Below are 21,830 nucleotides of genomic sequence, written 5' to 3'. Positions count from 1 at the left end.
TAGTTGTTAAGTTAATATTATGCTCTAAATTCCATAATGCTCTTTAATTTCGTTTTCATTAGATTGAATCCCAGATAAGCCATAAAAAAGAAATCATTTGAATAGCATTGACATAAGAAACATATGATAATACATTTGTGCACAATTAAGTATTTGCAACTCTTAAATAAAACCTTCACTATGAGAAAAATTATATTGCTAATCGCATTATTATTACTTCCAGCAACTAGTTATACTCAAACCTTATTAACAGGAACGTATGATACACCACAATTCTTATCTGCAGATCACTCTCCCTACTTAGTGGTTGATTCAGCTGTGTTTAATAGAGAAGTTGAAATAGAAGCAGGTACTATAATAAAATTTAAATTCCATCCGATTCGTAAAGCCTACATGCTTATAAAAGAAGCCATCTATGCCAATGGATCGGATTTTTATCCAATTATCTTCACATCCGACCGGGATACTGAAAATAATATAACGATACCGAGGCCTGGTGATTGGGGATATATTCTCGTAGATCAACAAGAAACGGAATACAGTGATTCTCAACTGGACAATGTTATAGTGAAATACGGTGGGGGCAAGACATACAAATCAAAAAACAACAATCAGTTCTCTCCTATGTTAGTATTCGCTGACCAAACTCCAAACCTAAAGAACTTCTATATCAGTAATTCTACAATTGAAAAAAGTGCAAATGAAGGAGTTCTGGGGGCGCATATGTATCTTGATAATACAATATTTAATGGATGTAAGATAGGTTTGGTTCTTAACTCTTCAGAAGGTAATATTTCAAATTGTACTTTTACTAATAACACCAATACTCCCATTACTCTTTCAAATTTAAAGCTCAATAATTATTTGCATGATTTTCCAAATGTCATGAACATGAATAACAATACGTTTAGGTTAAATGGTATCAATGCCATTGCAATTGATGGCAATATGACTATTGGTGACATTGAGTATGACAACAACATACTTTTACCATACTATTCTATTCCTTATTTAATCGTAAGTGACTTATTAATTAAAGACCTCAATCTTACTATAGCAGAAGGTAATATCATTAAATTTTTACCAACATCAATCGCAGGTAAACCTTTAACAATTAATCTCCAAGATGCGGCACTAATAAGCACTGGCTCGTCAGAGAATCCAATCATTTTTACTTCTATGTACGATTATAAATGGGAGGCATCAGAACCTAAAAATATCAATAGCAAACCAATGCCAGGCGATTGGGGATATATTACTGGTGACAGTCTGTTTTTCAAGTATACCTACTTTTTAAATGGTGGCAGATATGTAAATAAACACAACGAAACAATAAGGGATTCTTCTGCAGTTATACATTACCGTAGAGCAGTTAATTCAATTGATGATATATTCACTGAGAACTGCATATTTAATAAACTATACGCCCATGGAATATTCGCATATAATCAAGCGTTACTTGATGACAGGCTAATTTTTCAGAATAATCACTTCTTATTAAAACAAAACCAATATGGTATCATTTCACCTAATAGTTCGGATCCACCCGCTAATATAAATGCTGATTATAATTTTTGGAACAGCAAAAATGGTCCTATCCATGAATCAAATATTAATGGTAATGGATGTAAGGTAGACGATGATATCTCGTATAATAATTACTTGGAAACTTCCGATGCACAAAGTGATTTAATTTCCTCAATTTTAAAGGGCTACATATCAGGTGTCGATAATGAAGCCTTATCAGGTGCAATTGTTAAACTAATAAGTAGTAAAACCAAAACTACGTATAGTAACAAAAGTGGTGGTTTCACAATTCCTTTTGTTAAACCAGGTAAAGGTTACCAGCTCGAAGTAAAAGCAAAAGGATACTACGATACCCTTATGATTGATATTAATATTCCCGAAGATGCATGTGTTGACTTTGGTAATATAAAATTAAAAGAACGCGAAGTAAATTATGTTTTCGACAAGGTTACTTTTAACCTAAATCAGCCACAGAAGACCTATGTGAGCTTTGGTGGAACAGCACATAGGTATTATAAAGTGATCGACAAGGAAAGTCATGACCCAATGTATGGTGTTGAGGTAATAATACCAGGTCTTGATACAATGTATACTGATTCTAAAGGCATTGTCGACATTGCTATTCCTGGCAGTAGTTTAGGTACACGCAATTATTCTATTACAAAATTAGGTGCTGAATCCAAAGAATTCACTGAAGATCAACAGGAAAAAATTACAATTGAGGTTCTGCCCTACGAATATCAGAAAACTTGGTCTGGAAGCACTTTTATGAAACTGGGTATTTCGTATTTACTTGTTAAAAAAGAACTTGGTGCACAAATGGCTTTAAACATGAAGAATAACGGGTCCGGGGATTATGCTGATAGCATCATCTTATCTCGTCAAAGCAGAACAACTGCTGGTCTTGAATTTGGGGCTGAAGCAAAAATTGAAGCTGGTCCTTTTGAAGCAGGTGCTGAAGCAACAGCAGGCATAAATGCCAGTACGCTTTATCAGGATGACTTTCAATTTGATTACCAGAACAATTCTGGTAAAGAATCACTGGCTAAATTTATGGTATTGGCAAACGGAGCTTTACCACACATGGATGCTCCTTTAATGCGTCTCTTTGTCGCTTGTATTGAAAGACAGTTTGAGGAAATAGAAGAGGCTGCTTTATCAAATGGATTTGGCTTTAATATTAATGCACAAGCCAGCGCTGGAGCTAGCCTTGAATGCGACGTTATTGATGGTAGTGATGAAACCCCTTTTGCAGCAGGAATTGAAGGTAGTGCCAATGCAGTAGGCGACATTAATTTCATGACCACTGTTTATACTCAAAAAAGTCCCCAAGCTGCATTTTATCCCACTGATATTGATTTGAGTTTTTCAAATGAGTTTGAATTAGGCGTTGAAGCAAAAGCTGGTTTTGATTTAAAAAAGCTGTTTGAAAACGATGATGAAAACAAAAAGAAAGATAGTAATAAAGACAAATCCAATAATGACGACGATGACGATGGGCTTGAAATAGAAAACGACATTATCCCTATTCCAATAGATATTGATGATCTGGAAATTGATTTGGCATCTCTGGGCGCAGCTGGTGGATTAATGTATGGTGTGCATTTTGGCACCTCGCGGTTTGTTCAAAACCCATCATTCCGTATCGGCTTCATGTATGGCTATAAATACGACTTACAGGCCGGTAACATATTATTAGGAGAAGCTGGCATAAACCAAGAAAGAGAATTCCAATATACTTTTTCAATAGAGGATCAAAAAATTATTGATACTTTCAATGAAAAGGTAGGATTGGCTAACTCAATGCTCAATTCTCCATCAGATAACATCAAACTTAATTTATCAGACCTTACATCGGGTAAAATTTTCAATGCACCATTCAATACAGTTGCGTTTAATCATGCACGCTCTGCCTTGGAATTTCCTCCTGTACCATATAAAAAAATTGTCACTGATAAAGTTGATGATGGTTCTTTCAATGTTGAAATTGCATTTGGTCTGGACATTCTTAAAGGAAAATTTGGTGCAGGCTTTCAATACTCTGAATACAACCAATATCCTATTGAAAAAGGAGTTTTTTATAATTGGAAATTGTTACCAACTGAAACCTACTCATTTGTTGAAAACAACGAGACCTATAAAGCTGAAGAAATAATTCAGGATATTGTTGAAGGTTCTTGCGACTATTTATGGAGTGAAATTCAAAATGGCATGGCTCAAGTATTTAGTTTCTTCAACATATTTTCATTCCTTAAGGCTTCTAGTGGCGATATGAATTTCAATATTGAAAAGAGACCGGAAAGTAAACTAGTTGTAAATGGTGACAAACTTGAGTTGCCAGAAGAAATTGAATATTTTAAGCTGGCATACTGGGACTGGTATGGAACTGGAGTAACAACTAAAAGTACATTAAAGTCTTCGTCACCTGCTAAATTGAAAAGAATTGAGCTAATAAGAAAGATAGCATCTGAAATTTATCAATTTGATTACGGGATTGGCGGTTTTTACCAATTTGAACCCTACAATACTTCAGTTGGTGAAAATGATGTTACCATAGTTATAAACTATCTTGATGAAGAACTATTGGTAGAACAAAAAGATGGAAGTATTCGCCATATTGATGAAGCTGATCTCAGAGTTTATAAGGAAGATAAAGAAAATAACAGATGGATTTACATTGGGGGTATAGTTGATGAAATAAACAACACCGTAAGTACAAAAATTGATGCATTCGGTACATTTACATTAGCTCCATTTATTCCACATGGTGATTTTGAATTAATGGTTGATCCCGATACAATTAATTTAGATAGCCAAACTACTGCAAATATTACTTCCTCTTTATTAATGTACAATACAGAAGAAGTAGTGGCTGATGGTGAGCAGTTTATTGTTGAAGTATCCCGGGGCTTACTTAATGCTGAAACACCAGATACAAGCATTATTGTTGAAGCTATTGAAGGTAAAATTAATGCAACATACTTGGCTCCGGAATCTTCTGGTGAAATTATTATTAAGGCAAAAAGTTTATACGGAGATGCCACAGCTATTAGTAAAGTACTTATTGTTGATTCCAATCCTCCTGTACAACCATATTTATTATCTGCTCAGATGGAAGATGAGAATGTAGTACTTAAATGGAATAAAATATTGGAAGAAGATATTCTAAACTACCAAGTACATTATGACACCATTAGTGGGGCTCCTTATAATGGAGTTGCCACTGTTTTTGGTGAACCTTCTCCGATAAATGTTCATACAGATACTGCAGCAATAGTTAGTGGGTTAATCCCTAATAAAGAATATTTCTTCACTATTACAGCTGAAGATCGATGTAATAACATTAGCCAATATTCAAATGAAGTCTCTATCATAACAGAGGTTAACCATCGTCCTGTCTTCTATCATAAAGAAATTAATATTCAGCCTAATTTGGTAAAAGGTACTGTGATCGACACTTTATGGGCTGATGACAAAGATAAAAATCAATCATTGACATTCTATTTTGCAGACGACAACAATGAAGATGCCTTTAGTCTAAATCCAACTACAGGCGAATTAATTGTCGAAAAAGAAGAAAAGCTTAATTACTCAGAAACTAAAATTGATACATTCCACCTTAATATTGGAGTACGCGATAATGCCAATACTCCAGCCCAGGATGAAGGTAAGGTGCGGGTAATTGTAAATTCCAGTACTTCTATCTGGGACATTTATAATAATCAAAGTGGACAATTAGAACTATTTCCTAACCCAGCAAAAGACGAAGTAACAATTGACTGGGGTTCTAATAGAATCAAGTCGCCATTCAAATTAAACATTTATACTTTTGATGGTAAAAAATTGTCATCCCAAGTATATGATAATCATGTCAGTTCTAAATTAAAATTGAATATTGAGTTCCTACCTGAAGGTATGTATCTCATTGAACTAACAGGCAATACTAAAAAATTAACTTCCAAACTTTTAATCACAGGTCATTAGACCATTTTTTACGGGAGTACTAATTGTGCTCCTGTAATTTTTTATGGTAAAGGTCCACCGAGGTTCTTCATTCCTTCTCAATAAAAGATCACAGCCTGACATTCAAAACTGAATTGAATAGCTAGCTGTCTGCTCTCCCTTCCAGCCCTTAAGTCTCAGCTGTTTGCGTATTTTAGATTACATGATGCCACAAGCGATAAATAGCAATTAATAATTGACCTTCTCTTAGTTTTTCGGCATTATCTAATAGTTTGTTAAGGTTGATCCAATAAAGTTCATTACTTGGCTGATTAAATATTGACTAACACTTAATCTTATGGGTGAGGCTTTCTTTTTTCGCCCGATTGGGCGGAACTTCATACTTCATTTTAACATTTTAATTTTATATATCATTATGTAAGTAACAGAAATATAAATGTATACATGTGGGTTTTTAGAAAAACTTTATGATGGCATACCTATTGTTTTTATTGAATATGCTAACATAAATATAATCGCCATGTTCAAAATTAAATATCTTTCAATGCTGGTTGTTGTACTAGTTTGTTTTCTTTCAAATATGTGTTCGCAGATCTCAAATGTGCCACAAGCAAATCCTAATGTATTTCCTCGTTTAAGCATTAAAAACGATTCTGTGGAGTTGGAGATACATCGTATGTCTGTTGATGTAAAAACAATGTCGAACATAGCGCTTACAACCTATGATATTACTTTTTATAACCCGCTTAATCGCTTGTTGGAAGGCGAATTCTCTTTTCCATTAAAGAGTAATCAGCAGATTGTAGGTTTTGCCATGGATGTAAATGGCATCTTACGCGAAGGTGTGGTTGTGGAGAAGAACAAAGGAACAAGAGTTTTTGAAACCATTGTTAGGAGAGGGATTGATCCCGGCTTACTGGAGAAAACAAGTGGTAACAATTTCCGGTTACGTGTTTATCCCATTCCTGCTAAAGGCACTAAAAGAATTAAAATTACATGTCAGGAGGAGCTGGTTGAAGCAGATCAATCCTATATCTATCAGTTACCCTTGATGTATAAGAATCCGATTGAAGATTTCTCAATTGTTGTTAATGCCGTTAAGTCGGATGTTAAACCCATTATTACAGACAATGATTTTACCAGGTTGAGTTTTAAAAAGGATGGCGATAATTATATAGCATCATCGTTAAATGCCAAAGTGCAGCCCAGTGGACTCTTTCAGATGAAACTGCCGATCAACGATCATTCAGCAAGTTTATTTACTTCACGCTTTGGTAATTACTTTTATACCACATATCCCATTAATATTGAAACTTCAAAGAAGGAGCTGTTAGATAGTATTGCTGTTCTCTGGGATGTTTCGGGTTCAGGTCTCAATCGAGATATGGAAAAAGAACTGCAATTGTTATCCACTTATCTGAACTACCATCAAACAACTCATCTGAGTATTTATGCTTTTAATCATCAACTCGAAAAGGTTAGAGAATTGACTGTGCAGGGGAAAATTCCAGCTCACCTTAAGGATGAGTTAATGAGTACGGTATATGATGGAGGAACCCGCATGGATCAGATTGATTTAAATTCACTCAAAGGTAAAGAGCTTATTATTTTTAGCGATGGTATGATGAATTTAGGAGAGCTTCCTGAAACAAATACTCAAAAAACGATTATTGCGGTTAGCTCTTCGCAAGTATCGGATCATACGTTTCTACGTAATATTCAGCCGCAGGAGCGTGTTGTGTTTATCGATTTAGGCACCAGTACTATCGAATCGGCTTACAACAAAATGATTACTGATCCACTTTATGTGAAAACGAGCGTTGCCAGTGGAAAGGTAAATTACCTGGTGGGTAAACTATCCAGCGATCAGAATAGAGTTATTGTTTCTGGTAGGGGGTTAAGTGACGAGGCTGTGTTAGATGTTAAGATTGTTTGTGGTGATAAGGTTCTTATCAATAATAACTTTCAGTTGCAGGGAGAAGCCAGTTACGAATTACCGATAGCCCGTTTGTGTGCTGCTAATTACATTACTGTTTTGAGCCAAAACAAAGAGGATAATAAGGACGAGATAATTCGGATGGCTAAAGCATATGGTGTGATTACCGATTATACCTCGTTGATGGTACTGGAAAGGGTAGAGGATTATGTGCGCTTTAAGATTGATCCTCCGGCAGAACTTCAGAAGGAATACAACGAATTGTTGCAAAGACAGCCTCAGTGGAACTCTAATCAAAATAAGGTTGCTAAAAGCGACACATTGTCAATGGTAGAAGCCTTTAAAAAGTGGTGGAATACAACTTATCCGTTATCTGATGCAAAACTACCGGATATTGTACTGCCTGGACCAACAGAAGAAGAACTGGTTCCGGCTATTAGAGAACAACCTGCCATTACACGGCAACAAGAGCAAGCTCCACCGCCTCCTACAGGAGTGGCTAATCAGCTTACTATCGTAGAAGATGATGTTGAAATGAACGAAGATCTTTCTCTGGACTTTAACGATATGTCGGTTGAAGAAGAAGCCGTTGATGCACCTGTATTCTTTATGATAGCAGATAGTGAGGCTGAAGATCTACCGCCTCGTCGTGGTGGTTCGGATGTGCCAATTATTCAAACTCCGGCTATAAAAGTGAATACTGTGGCATGGGATAGCACAGCTGTGTACATTGCAGATATCCAACAATTGCCAACCAACGAACTTTACTCATATTACCTTAACAAGAAAGGAGAATACAGTAGGCAACCTTCATTTTATCTAGATATGGCTTCTTATTTGTTTGAGAGGGGGAGGATTGAGGAAGGAGTATCGGTTATAACTAATATTGCTGAGCTAAAGATTGATAATGCTGAGATCTATCGTATAGTCGGGCAAAAACTATTGCAGGTTAACCAGGTTGAATTGGCAGTGAAGGTTTATGAAAAGGTTCTGCAATTACGCCCCGAAGATGTTCAATCGTATCGCGACTTAGCATTGACTTATCAAAAACAGGGTAGTTTAGATAAAGCAGTTGATATGCTAAAGATAGCAATTGAAAAGCAGGACATGAGAGGCAACAGGTCTATTTCAGGCATATTGGTTAATGAGTTGAATGCTCTACTTAATTGCAACAAAACGTTGGAAAATACCGATTCTATACCTGCTAGCTGGATGTACCAAATGCCTGTAGATATTAGAATTGTATTAAGCTGGAGTAGCGATAATTCAGATGTGGATCTTTGGGTAACTGAACCAACGGGCGAACGATGTTATTATCAAAACAAAAACACTTATTTGGGTGGGCGTTTGTCGCAGGATATTACCAACGGCTTTGGTCCGGAGGAATATTGCATCAAAAAGGCAGTTAAAGGTCATTATTTCATTCAGGCTAATTACTATGGCGACAGACGTCAGAGTATTAGTGGGCCCATCACCTTGTATGCCGAGATATTCCGTAATTATGGCACAAGTCGTCAAACAAGCCGTCGGGTAGTGCTACAGTTGAAAGACAAAAAGCAGGTAATTGATTTGGCAGAAATAATAGTTGAATAAACGGATACAAAATGTAGAAATTGATAACATGAGGCTAAACGTGAGGTGTTTAATTGCTTTTAATCAATAAAATAAATTGATTAACGAGAGGTGCGTAAATTTGCTTGCTACGGATTGGTTAACACATTGTTGAGGTTAATCTAAGGCAATGCATAAGCTTTTGTTGAAGTGTTTGGATTACATTTATTTTCATTAAGTAATTAATCTAAACTCATAAGAGTCTCTTCATGGCTCTTTTTAGTTGCAAACACTTCTTAAAAGTCATTCGTATGAAAAGAACTTTATGCTTATTTCTCATTTTGTTAACTTATTTATCTGCTTTTTCCCAGGCAAATGAAATAGTGCCCGATACCTATATTAGAAAAACACAAGCAGGTACTTTTATTGATGCCAATATCTACAACACCGGAATTGTGTATGGTATAAATAATGGCACCAACGATCTGATATTTTATAGTACAGATACGGAAAACTATACTGAAGCCGATGCTCTTGATTTAGATATGATGCAATATCTACAGGGATGGTCGGGAGATCCGGTTGCATTTTATCAAGGTAAACTAAGTTCGGAATCGGATCATCCGATGGTTAGAACTATCAATAATGGTACAGCTTCCAGTTTGTTTGTTAGTGCTGATGGATCAAACTTAAATGTTGCAACAATTGTTCAGGCACCGTATGAAACAGGCGCCAGATATTATGATTTCTTTAAAGGGTCTTATGACATTAATTCTTATTCCTTTCTTTGCGGTGTGCAGGAGACAGATGGTACCAGCGCAAGTAATATTGTTTTAGAAGAAGATCCTGTCTTTGGAGGAATCAGACATAGTAGTTATACATTTACTACAGGAGAAATGCCAACTGTATTTATTGATCAAAGTCTGTATTTCGCAGGAATATCAAACGTTTCTGGTTTTGATGGCATTTTTAAAATTAATTATGACGCTGAAGGTAGTACTATCTCAAAATATGCTGAACGACAGTCTGCATCAACAGCTCATTGGAGTCATCTTGCCAATAACGACAGTTACATCTTTGCTACTAATTACGACGTGTCTTATCAGCAATCTGAGCCCATTACTTGTATAGCATTAGCTGATCCTACTCAAATCACAACTGTTTTGGATTATAATTTCTATGATGCAGAATTAATTGAAAGTAATAATAAAATATATGCCGTTAGTGAGCCGCCAGTAAACAGCGAGAGATCTGGCTATAGAAAGCTAACTGTTATTTCAAGCCCTACAGAAGTATTGGTTGTTAACGTTAATGGTGTTGATGAAGATGATCATGTAGATAACCTGGTTTTATCGGGTAATAAATTGTTCTTTACAGCAACCACTTCAGAGGGTAATAATGGCATATACGTTATTAGAACCGATATTGATAATCCAACTCCGGTATTGGCCGCTGGTACTAATAATCAGGATATCATTCAAGTAGTGCCAACATCTTATGGTGTTGTTTATAGTTATTATGATTCAGCCTGGCAGCATTATAAAATTCAGTGTTTAACAGGTATAAGTAATAATAATTACCAGTTATCGCGTAATCCTTCTGATGGAGCTTATTACTTTGGCAAAATAGAAGAGCTGGTTGTTAACGACAATACCTTGTATATTTTTGAAGACGATGGTAATGGCAATACGGTTATTTCAACAAGTGATTTGTCAAGTACCAAATTTAAAACCGGTACAGTAACTTTTGAGGTTACGCATAATTCTACCGGCGATGTTGTGGCAGGTGCAACTATTGTGCTCAATAACGGTTTGGAAGAGTTTGTATTAACAACAGACGAAGCCGGAATAGCTGTTCTTTCGGATGTTGAAACCGGTAAATATGACATCACTGTTTCGGCAGATGGCTTTATCACTTATGAAATACTAATTTCAGATGATTTACCATATCAGATTTATGATGGAGAATCCACTAAATCAATATCTCTAGATATGACAAGTGAGGTAGCTTCATTTGATTTTACCATACAGGATGGTCAGGGTAATTTGCTTGAAGGTGCTGAAGTAAAATTATTGGATGAAGATTACATCTATAGTTGGTCAGCTGTTTCTGATGCATCCGGACTGGCGAGTTTCAATGGTGTGGTATACAGCTCCTATTCTTACGTGGTTTCAAAGGATGGTTATGCATCGGCTGAGGGTAACTTTGAGGTTACAGCTGCAACAACAGTTGGAGAGACCATTGTATTAATACCTTCGCGAAACCTGGTATTTAAAGTATATGATGAAGATATTTACAATGATTTTTCTGGAGAAGGATTATTGAAATCAGCAAGGGTAGTTTTAACCAATACAGCTACAGCTGAAACTTACAGCGATTATACTGGCAGTGGTGATGATTTTGGAATTGCCTATATCGATGAAATTCCTTACGGCGAATATACCGTATCAATCACAAAAGGCGGTTACGAACCATTGGATGTATTTGGTTATTTTACTGTTGATGGCTCCACTGATTTAGAGCATATGTATACCCTTGTTGCGCTGACAAGAGACATCAATATTACTGTTTACGATAATGCAATCCGTGGTTCCAACACCGAAGGAGGTGAATTGGGCGGTGCATCTGTTGTATTGGAAGACGATTATTACAGATATGAGATGATGTCTTCTGATGATGATTTTACACCTGGATTAACCGAGTTCACTAATATTCGTTACGGGTCGTATACGCTAACCATTACTTTAGACGGTTATGATATTTATAGTACCTCATTCTCGCTAAATCAATATACTAAGGATAAGGAATATGGTTTAGACCAGGTGGCAACATCTATCAAGCAAGTTGATGAAAATGCGATGGATATTTATCCTAATCCGGCGGAAGATATTCTTACTATTATTTCAGAAACACCTGTTATTGAAGCTAAGATTTACGATTTGGCTGGAGTTCAGCGGATGGTTGTAACTGGAAATGCAATTTCAACGATTAATGTGTCATCTTTGCCAGTTGGTGTTTATTTACTATCAGCAAAAGATATCAATGGAAATAGTAACACGATTAAGGTAAGTATAAAGTAAATATTACAATAACGGAGTTGCGTTAGTGCAACTCCGTTTTAAAAAGAATCGAGATAACTACCCAGATTAATATCTTTTCCGGTTAATCCCAATCGCTTTCTCAGTCGGCTTCTTGCAACTTCTACACCTCTTATGGTCTGATTGGTAATAGCTGCAATCTCTTTTGAAGACATGTCCAAACGTAATAATGCACACAATCTTTTTTCTGTAGTTGTAATAGTAGGGTGCTTTTTCTTCAGGTTGTCAAAAAAGTGGTTGTGTACCTGATTAAAACGAAGTTCAAATTCATTCCATATTTCCTGATTTGATTGTGATTGGAGTTTGAATATTAAGGTTTGAATTTTAGTTCCTACTTTATTGTTTGCATCTTTTTTTAAGCTGATTAAATCTTTAACCGTATCAGTAATTACCTGATGGTTTTGCACTAATTGCATAACATTGGTGGTAAGTTCGCGGTCTTTTGTATCAGCATTCAACTTTAGCAGCTTATACTTCTTTTTTAGTTTACTTTTTTGCGATTTATATACTTGTGCTATCACAATGGCAATAGTACCTAAAGTTGTTAGAAGGAGTAAAAGAATTGTGTATTTGTATTTTAATTTTTCTTGTTCAGTTTTGTTCCGTGTTTCAATTTGTTCCAATTCATGCGAAGTTTCTAACTGAGCTAGTCGGTTTAGTTTATGCTCGTTACTAATGCTGTCGCTGATAAGCTTAAAGTTTTTATGTTGCTGAAGAGCTTCTTTATAGAGGGCCTTGTGTTCATATACCTCAAACAATAAGGCATACGAAGCCCTTTGTAATTCAAGTAAATTGGATTGTACAGATATTTTCAACGACGTTTCACTTGCCCATAAGGAACTGTCCAGTTGATTATTTAGTAAATAATAATTGGCAAGTACATTATATGTTTTGGCAAGATTTAAAGTGTCGCTGTTATTGTTTCGTATTGTAAGAGCCCTGTCTAGATAAGTTTTGGCTTCAGGTAGGTTGTTTTGTTCTAGTTTAATGATACCCAGGTTGGTGTAGATAGCCCCTAAAATATGGTCAAAGCTAATTCTTTCAGCTTCCTGCAGTGCTTTTTCATAATATTCAATCGCATAATCAGTTTGCTTCAGTTTATTATATGCACTTGCTATGTTGTTATACAACTGAGGAATAAATCGATTAAAGTCATCTTTATTTTTAGTGTCCAATTGTTTGAATTCCTCAATGGCAGCCTGATAGTAATTAACAGCCTTCTCATATTGTTCGATTCTATCGTAAATCATGCCAATGTTATTGTAACATTTAATAAGATTTACATAGTCATCAATTGATTTAAAGTTATTGGTAGCTTTAAGATATTTGTCTAATGCCTTATCATAAGCTGAAAGGTAATAATGTGTTACCCCATTTTCAAACTGAAATCTGGCCTTCCAGTAAATATCATCTTCGTTTGAGGCTTGTATCTCGCCTTGTGTTCCATACAATATAGATTTTTTGTGATCGTAATTACGGGTGTGTTCAATCAATTTAATTAAAGAGTTGAAACGATCCTCTTTTATGGATGCGTTTCTATAAACGATACTGAGACTATCTTCTTTAAAAGTAGTTTTTGCTTTCAGAAGGGGTGCGAAAACACATAGACATACAATTATAATCAGGTACTTTTTGTTTGAGTATCTACTCATTTTTTGTTGGGTGTTTAAGAAAACTCTCATTGATGAAATTCAAAAATACCTTATAAAGCCTAAAAATTGCATACAAAAACAAAAACATTGAACCGGAATAGGTAAGCAAACTATTTGCAAAATGAGAGGTGAATAATGTAATTAAATCAATGTAATAAGCGGTTAGATGAGATGTGGATTATGTAAACATCGCTGTTAGTGCTGAGGATTAATTAGGGTGCAGATGAGGTTCTAATAGGGCTCTTAATTTGCTAAGTAATGTTAAATGCCGCTGATTTGTGCACCTTGGCTAAGGTGTATCAACACATAAACCTTGCCATAAACGGCGCAAAACGACAAGAAATACCGTCCCATAAGGTTTTAATTGTCGGCCTAAATACAATAGTAAACCTAAAATCAACAATGATGAACAAGATGCGAAGTTGCTTTTGGATAGGCTTCTTCATTTTGCTTTCTGCGGCCAGCAATGCACAGCAAGTTTTTGAGGAAGGATATCTGCAAGGAGTCTTTAGGGTTAAAGTCAAACCCGAGATTGAATTAATAATGTTAAAATCTACATCTGATACTCAGCCTCAGACAGGTGTTACTGAGATAGATGAAGCATTAACATACTTTAGGGCATCTCAATTAAAACGAGTTTTTCCGTACAATGCTAAATATGATGAAAGACACCGAAAACATGGCTTGCATTTGTGGTACGAAATAAGTTATTCATCAGAGGCCTCATTGAATCAGGTGATAGAAACCTTTGAGAATATTTCATCCATTCAAACAGCTGAGCGAATTAGAGAAAAAAGTTTTGATGGAGGTAGAGTTATTCGCTATAATCCTGAGAAGAATGTTGCTAAATTAAAATCTACACAGCAGGATTTCATGTTTGATGATGAGTTGATGGAACAACATTATCACTACGGACCAACTGGTACTTTAGATCGTTTTGATCTGGCTCATATCAACCTTTGGGAAGCCTGGGAGAAGTGTGCAGGTCATCCATCGGTAATTGTTTCGGTGCATGATTTAGGTATTTCCTATTCCCATGCCGATCTGAATGCCAATATGTGGATTAATGAAAAGGAACTGAACGGTACCAATGGTAAAGACAGTGACTTAAACGGATATACCGATGATGTTTACGGATATAACTTTGCTTCGGCAACAGGTCAGATTGCACCGGGCGATCATGGAACACACGTTGCCGGTACTATTAGTGCAGTAAATAACAATGGGATTGGTTCGGCTGGTATAGCTGGAGGAACAGGTAACTCAGACGGCGTTAAGTTGATGAGCTGTCAGATTTTTGACGGAACAACCCAAGGAGGTTTTGCAGCTTCGTATGTATATGCTGCAGATAACGGTGCTGTGATATCTCAAAACAGCTGGGGGTATTCAACTGCCGGTACACGCGAGGAGTCGGTTGAAGCAGGTATTCAATATTTTATTGAGGAAGCTGGTATGTATGAAGGAAGCCCGATGCAAGGAGGTGTGGTAATATTTGCCGCAGGTAATTCAAATGCTGATGGCGAGTACTACCCCGGATACCTTTCGAATGTGATAACGGTAGCTGCTATTCATCAGAATAAGACCAAGGCTGCATATTCCAATTATGGTCAGTGGATTGATGTTTCGGCCCCGGGAGGCGATATGGATTTAGATGAAGAAATGAATAAAGAAGAAATAGAAGCTCCATATCATCATGGTATTTTTAGTACGTTGCCCAACGGTGGTTATGGTTGGCTCGAAGGAACTTCAATGGCTTGTCCGCATGTGTCGGGTGTGGCTGCTTTGATTGTATCCAATAACATTGGAAAAGATCTTACCAATACCGAGGTGTTTTCTATTCTAAAAGGATCGGTTTACAATGTTTATGGTGATAATGCTGAAGAACACAAGTATTACAATAAACTCGGAACTGGAAATATCAATGCCTTGTATGCCTTAGATGAAAAAACAACTACCGGTCCAGCAACCATTACTGATCTTGCGGTAGCTTCGTCAACCCAGGATAAGGTGAATCTAACATTTACTGTACCTGAAACAGGTTATGGGCGAAAACCGGATTATTACAAAGTGTATTTTTCCAAAACATCAATCGATGGAGCTCAGTTAGCGAATTATCCATTTCAAAAATATAATTCCTTGTCAACAGATGCTGTTGGGGCCGAGGCTCAGTATTATGTTGAGGAATTGGATGCACTTACTACTTATTACATTGGAGTAGTATCTGTTGATAAATGGGGTAATGAATCAGTATTGTCCAATGTGATACAAGCTGAAACAACAGCTGGTCCAACTGCTGAGTTGATTGTTGACTTTAATGCGGGTTCGCCATTAAGCTATGTTCAGCATGTATTGAATGCTCAGGAAAATACAAGTATTGAAGATCAGTTTATATTACAAAATTCAGGAGCAGGATCATTACGCTGGTTGACCAACTTTGATTTAAATATTGAGGATAACGAAGATTTTATAGCAGCAAGTAATAGCCGTAGTTATGCTTATTCAACGGAGAGTAATGTTCAGGTTTATCAAACCAGTCCCTACGAAACGCTTGTGGAGTTTAATCAGCATGCCGATACCAGTATTTTTAAAGGGTATTTAACGGCATCATCTTATTATCAAATAGGGGAAGCCAATCCTGAAACACCTAGTTCATCGGCCACTCGATATCATGTAAATTTAGAAGATGGCTTTAACCTAACGCACATTGCTGCTCGTTTAAATTTTGAATTGGCAGATTACGAGCGTATTGTAATTGAAATATTCGAAGGGGCCGATATTGCCACAGCCAAATTACGTCATCGACAAGAGTTGCGCGACAATACGGTGGGACAGACAGCAAAACACGAGTTGTCGAATAACCTGTATTTTCAGAATGGATCGTATTTCTGGGTAGTTATTCACCCGCCAACAGGTCATAAATACCCTTTATCAGTTGCTTTTGAAGCCGAAGAAGGTTGGGGGCGCGAAAATAACTATTACAGCTCAAACAATGGATCGACCTGGAAGTCGTTAGGCGATGTTTATATCGAAGGATTTTCGTTTATGGTAGAGGCTATCAGTTACTTTTCCAAAGGGAATAGCTTTATCACCTTACCACGGGAAAGTGGCGAGGTGAGCAGTACCCCAGGTGAGAATCAAGATACTGTAATCTACAATATTGATATCTCTGATGTAATCAACGGAACCTATAATTTCAATGTAAATATTCAAACCAACGATACAGAAAATCAACTGTTAAGTTTTCCGTTGCAAACAATTGTTGAAGGTCATGAACCAAAATTGTCCGGAACAACCTTTCTTGATTTCGGCCGCGTGGTTATCGGAAATGAAAAGGTATTGGAGGCCCATATCTCTAACACTGGTTTGGCTGATTTAATTCTGGGGCGTCAGGAAGAGGCTACCGGAACTATTAGGTTGAAAGGAGACATGGTTAAGAAAGTAGAAGCTCTGTCATCTGTTATCTTTAACCTGAGTTATACACCCAAAGAGGCCGGATCGCTAAATACTGAGTTCCGCTTATACGACCTCGATCAGACTGGCGAGTATATTATTAAAGTAACGGGGCAGGCGGTAAATCCACCTAACGCTGCTTTTTCACCAAAATCGGCTTCATTCGCTGATGTTACCATTGGCGATACCCTTACCGGAACACTAATGATGAAAAACCTGGGTGAACAACCTTTGCAATATTTTATACCAAAATTTGCTGACCGACCAGATGATTTTGAAGGTGAGACATCTGATATAAGTCGTTTTGGATATTTTGTTGAAACTGATGAAACACCGGATACCTGGATCGATATTACTACCACAGGTGAAGTAATCGAAAATTTGGCAACCATTACCGATCAAACCTGGATGCATGAGGTTGATCTTTCATTCGGATTTCCATTTTTTGGGGAGAAACAACGTAAGGCATATATATCACCTAAGGGATTAATAGCCTTTACCAACGACGGAACATTTAATCAGTTCCCGATGGCACCTTTAAATGAATATAGCCCAACCAAAGCTTTTTGTGCATTGGGCGAATCGGTGTTGTATAGCAATACAATTGATAGTAAAATTTATTACCAGGATTTTGGTGATAAGTTTGTAGTACTGTTTAAGAATATACCGATGGGAAGCCTTGATAGCGAGTCCTTCTCTATTATTTATCATCTGCTTGAATTTGAAATGATAATTGATAAAGGTGGTAATATGCAGGTTATTTACAATGATTTGGATGGATTCACCAATACTACTTTTTGGTCGGTATGGGCACACGATTTGGAAGAAAACGATGCCATTGTCGCCAATTATATCCTAAGTAATCAAACAAACATTACAACCAATACCAATATTACCATGGTTAATCCTGGTTTAGGTTTGTTTCATTCAATTACCAATCCTTCAGGTGTGTTGTTGCCAGATGAGATTGTAACCATGGAATACTCATTACTAACAGATAAGCTTAATGAAGATTCGTACGTTGAATATCTGCCGATATTAACTAATATGCCTACCAAGCCATACATCAACTATGCAGCTAATATTGATGTAACAGCAGGTGGAGAGTCTGACTTATTGCTTGATCAGGAAGCCATTGATTTTGGAGATAATTTTCATTTGGCCAATATCGAGCGCAAGCTAAGAGTAATAAACGACGGAACAGCTCCGGGTGAGATTACCAGCATGGTAATAAAAGGTGCCAATGCTGATCAGTTCCAGCTTATTACCGATCAAATATTGCCAGTGAGTGTGGGTGCCGAAACCATCGAAACTTTTATAATTAAAGCTTTAAGTGATGTTGTGGGTAGCTATACCGCAACGCTTGAAATTGTATTTAATACGAATGAAACAATTTCGGTTGAATTACAAAGTAATATTGTGGAGGCCCCATTAATATCAACTAATGTTCAGGAGTTTAATATTAACCTTAATGCTGGCGAACAAACCAATGTTGAGCTTACTATTTCAAATACCGGGAATAGTAATCTTGAGTATGCATTAAAGGCAAGTAGTATTGTTTTTGAAGATAAATCAATTCTTAAATCATCAAGAGCGGTTAAAGATTACGAATATCAATTCTTTAATAGTAATGATCATAAATCGATTTTTTACGATTGGGTTGATATAACAAAAACTGGAACTAAGCTGGTATCAATGGATGTAACCAATTACAGTAATTATTGGAATACTATTGAGTTGCCATGGGATTTCGAGTTTTATGGCAATGCCTATTCCGAGATATTTATTGGTTATACCGGAGTAATTGCCTTCTCCGATACCAGTGAAGTCTATCCCCGAGGTGATGTACAGATTCCTTCTACCGATGGATTGAATAATTACTTTGCTCCGATGTTTGGTTTCAGCTACAATGATTTATATAGTGATGAGCTAGCGGGCGTTTATTATCAGCAAAATGAAGATGAGCTTATTATTACCTGGCGTTCGTTTACCGATGGTTTTGGTATGTCAATGGGACCTATGTCATGGCAAGCTATTCTTTACAAAGACGGTAGAATTAAAACGCAATATAATTTTGATCTTACCGATTTTTCAATGGTACCTGGAATTTCCGGTATTGGAGTTGAAAACATAGATGGTACCGAAGGGTTAAATGTTGCCTACGGATCGTCATATATCAGCAATAACTGTGCGCTTGAGTTTTTCCCCGTTAAAAAGGAAATTCTTGAACCCGGTGCCAGTTTAACGCACCAGATAACAGTGGATGCTACTCATATTTATGCCGGCGAATATACCGAGTACATTACCATACTGAACAATACGGTAGGTGACGGGATGTTGAAGTTACCTTTCAATATAACTATTGCAGGAGAGCACGATGTGCAAATTGATGATATCGATTTCGGAAATATTTACGTGGTTGATCAGGATGGATATGTTAACCAACATCAACCATTGGACGATAACTGGGTATATTATTTTACCTGGGAGAACAACGGATTGAGAGACTTTAGAGTGGGCAAGTTCTTTATTACTAGTCTTGAAAGTAACTTTAAAGCGCAGATGGAAACCTGGGTGCCTATGCGATCAGGAACACTTACCTGGGGTTACATGGACATTGAATATCTGCCTACTTATACGCCGGATATTATTAACCCGGAACCTATTCCACTGGTAATTCCTGCCGAAGGTAAATTGGAAGGACGAATTTGGTTATTCAAACGCCCCAATACAGTGGCAGATCTAAGCGGCGAAATAATAATTGTGGATTATGAGGCAGTTAAAGATCTGACGAAGGAAGAGCTGGATAATTTGCAGGAAGCAGATGTAGATGAGCAATATAAAATCAGAGTTCAGTGTCGTGCACACATTCAGGAAGCTCCTGCTATCTCAGTTGATGCTGATAACATTAGTGCTTATGCAGTAGACAGTGAAACCATTAAAACAAAAACAGTAACCATTGATAATTCCGGTAAAAATGACCTGGATTTTAATCTGAATATTAAATATGCCTATGACTTTATGTCGTTGAGCGATACTTATTCGATGGGCGATGCTGTACCCTTAAACAGTAGCTCGGTGGAGTTAAAAAGCACCGGAAAAGTAAAAAGTACAGCCGGTGATGATATTAATGATGATGCAAGGGTATTAACTCAATTACTTTCAGAAGAAGTGAAACATACTTTCGGATGGGGTGCTGGTGGTTATCCGGTGCATACAGTTACGCAGTTGATCGCCCCTGAAGATGGATTCTGTTTCTCTCATCTGATCCATTATTATACCTATCGAAGCTTAGTAGAGGGTTATTATACTGTTCAGATATTTGCAGGAGATGAAGAATTCTTGAAAACCGGATTGATATACTCACAGAAGGTCAACTACAGTTACGAAAAACCACTTTATAATAGTCAGGTGGTGAAAGAAATAGTCACTTTCGACCGACCTGTTATGATTCAGGGGGGTGAGTCTTTCTTTATCCGAATTATTTATCCGGGAGAGATGGATGCACCTGCCGCATTGGGTGAAATTTCACCAGAATTACAAGCTGGTAATATGTTTGGATCAACCGGTACTGAATATATGCCGATAACCGATTTGCCTGTAACCAATGTGGGCTGGATGGTTAAGGCCGTCGAAAACGAACAAATCAGTCCTGAGTGGTTAGAAGCTTCAACTACATCAGGTACTATAGCACCGGGCGAATCTGCCACTGTAGATTTTACTTTTTATGGCTCGCGTGTATTTAATAGTGATAACTCAGCTGTAATTACTATCAACTCAAACGATCCAAATAATAAAGTAAAGAAAGTAGGTGCTGAGTTTACTCGTAACAATGGGCCTTCTTATAATATCAGTAACAATTTTGCTCTTACCATTGCCGAAAATGAAGAATACGATTTTACCTTATTTGCATCGCACAAGGGTGGTATCGATTACACATTAACGCTGGCAGAAGAATATGATATTGTTACCGGTGAGTTTGATGGTCAGAATATGGTACTGAAATTCAGACCTGATTATGACAGTAATGGCATATATCGTATAGTTGTTAATGGTGAAGATACCAAAGGTAATGTAAACACCTTCACGTTTATAGTAACGGTTACAAATACAAATCGTGCTCCTGAACTAATTCAAGAGATGGATTTTACGGTTCATTTGGACAAGCATCTGGAATATCATTTGGATCTGAAAGAATACATCAGCGATCCTGATGGTGATGAAGTAACCTATACCGTATCAAAAGACAACGACAATATTGAGTTGTTTCAAAACGATGATCTGTTAATTATTAAACCTGCAATTATTGGAAATACAGTGTTAAGCATTTCGGCGGCAGATCCAGAAGGAGCCACCTTGACTATAGAGGCAAATGTTAATGTGTTGCTTCGTGTAGGAATTGATGAGGTTGAATTAAGTTCTATCACTATTTATCCAAATCCTGTTCGGGATTATATCCAATTATCAAACGATGTGGTTAATGGAGCCGATTATCGAATTGTTTCTGTTACTGGTGTAACAATTAAAACAGGAATGATCAATGCTTCTAAAATTAATGCATCTGATTTAAAAGCGGGTATTTATGTGCTGGAGATTATGGTGAATGACAACATCATTAAAAGAAAATTTAACAAGCTGTAATACTGATCTGTA

The 21,830-nt window shown here is 36.8% G+C and carries 5 protein-coding genes; 4 read left to right on the top strand and 1 reads right to left on the bottom strand.

Features of this window, described 5'->3' with window-relative positions; translation table 11 throughout:
- Nucleotides 1–180 precede the first annotated feature (180 nt).
- The 3 genes from KEM10_RS10805 (at nt 181) to KEM10_RS10795 (ending at nt 12,057) form a co-directional block, all read left to right on the top strand.
- Nucleotides 181–5,511, top strand: coding sequence for a T9SS type A sorting domain-containing protein (locus KEM10_RS10805; protein ID WP_212216012.1), 5,331 nt, complete (start codon nt 181–183; stop codon nt 5,509–5,511).
- A gap of 499 nt (nt 5,512–6,010) precedes the next feature.
- On the top strand, nt 6,011–9,019 hold the full coding sequence (locus KEM10_RS10800) for a VIT domain-containing protein (protein ID WP_212216011.1): 3,009 nt from the start codon (nt 6,011–6,013) through the stop codon (nt 9,017–9,019).
- A 269-nt stretch (nt 9,020–9,288) separates the two neighbouring features.
- Complete coding sequence (locus KEM10_RS10795) at nt 9,289–12,057, top strand: carboxypeptidase regulatory-like domain-containing protein (RefSeq protein ID WP_212216010.1); 2,769 nt, start codon at nt 9,289–9,291, stop codon at nt 12,055–12,057.
- Nucleotides 12,058–12,095: 38 nt separating this feature from the next.
- Here KEM10_RS10795 and KEM10_RS10790 read toward each other — a convergent pair whose 3' ends face one another.
- Nucleotides 12,096–13,727 carry a tetratricopeptide repeat protein gene (locus tag KEM10_RS10790; RefSeq protein ID WP_212216009.1) on the bottom strand — a complete coding sequence of 544 codons (1,632 nt, stop codon included), beginning with the start codon at nt 13,725–13,727 and terminating at the stop codon, nt 12,096–12,098.
- A 405-nt stretch (nt 13,728–14,132) separates the two neighbouring features.
- Between KEM10_RS10790 and KEM10_RS10785 the strand changes: the two genes are divergently transcribed.
- On the top strand, nt 14,133–21,818 hold the full coding sequence (locus KEM10_RS10785) for a S8 family serine peptidase (RefSeq protein ID WP_212216008.1): 7,686 nt from the start codon (nt 14,133–14,135) through the stop codon (nt 21,816–21,818).
- The last annotated feature ends 12 nt before the right edge of the window (nt 21,819–21,830 follow it).

The organism is Carboxylicivirga linearis (genome assembly GCF_018271995.1).
Lineage (GTDB): Bacteria > Bacteroidota > Bacteroidia > Bacteroidales > Marinilabiliaceae > Carboxylicivirga > Carboxylicivirga linearis.
Note: the sequence above shows the minus strand (reverse complement) of the source record. Positions and strands in the feature narration are given on the sequence as shown.

What these genes read in the sequence shown, in the direction of transcription:
- KEM10_RS10785 (WP_212216008.1), top strand. Translation starts at nt 14,133, where the DNA reads ATGAACAAGATGCGAAGTTGCTTTTGGATAGGCTTCTTCATTTTGCTT.
- KEM10_RS10800 (WP_212216011.1), top strand. Translation starts at nt 6,011, where the DNA reads ATGTTCAAAATTAAATATCTTTCAATGCTGGTTGTTGTACTAGTTTGT.
- KEM10_RS10805 (WP_212216012.1), top strand. Translation starts at nt 181, where the DNA reads ATGAGAAAAATTATATTGCTAATCGCATTATTATTACTTCCAGCAACT.
- KEM10_RS10795 (WP_212216010.1), top strand. Translation starts at nt 9,289, where the DNA reads ATGAAAAGAACTTTATGCTTATTTCTCATTTTGTTAACTTATTTATCT.
- KEM10_RS10790 (WP_212216009.1), bottom strand. Translation starts at nt 13,727, where the DNA reads ATGAGTAGATACTCAAACAAAAAGTACCTGATTATAATTGTATGTCTA.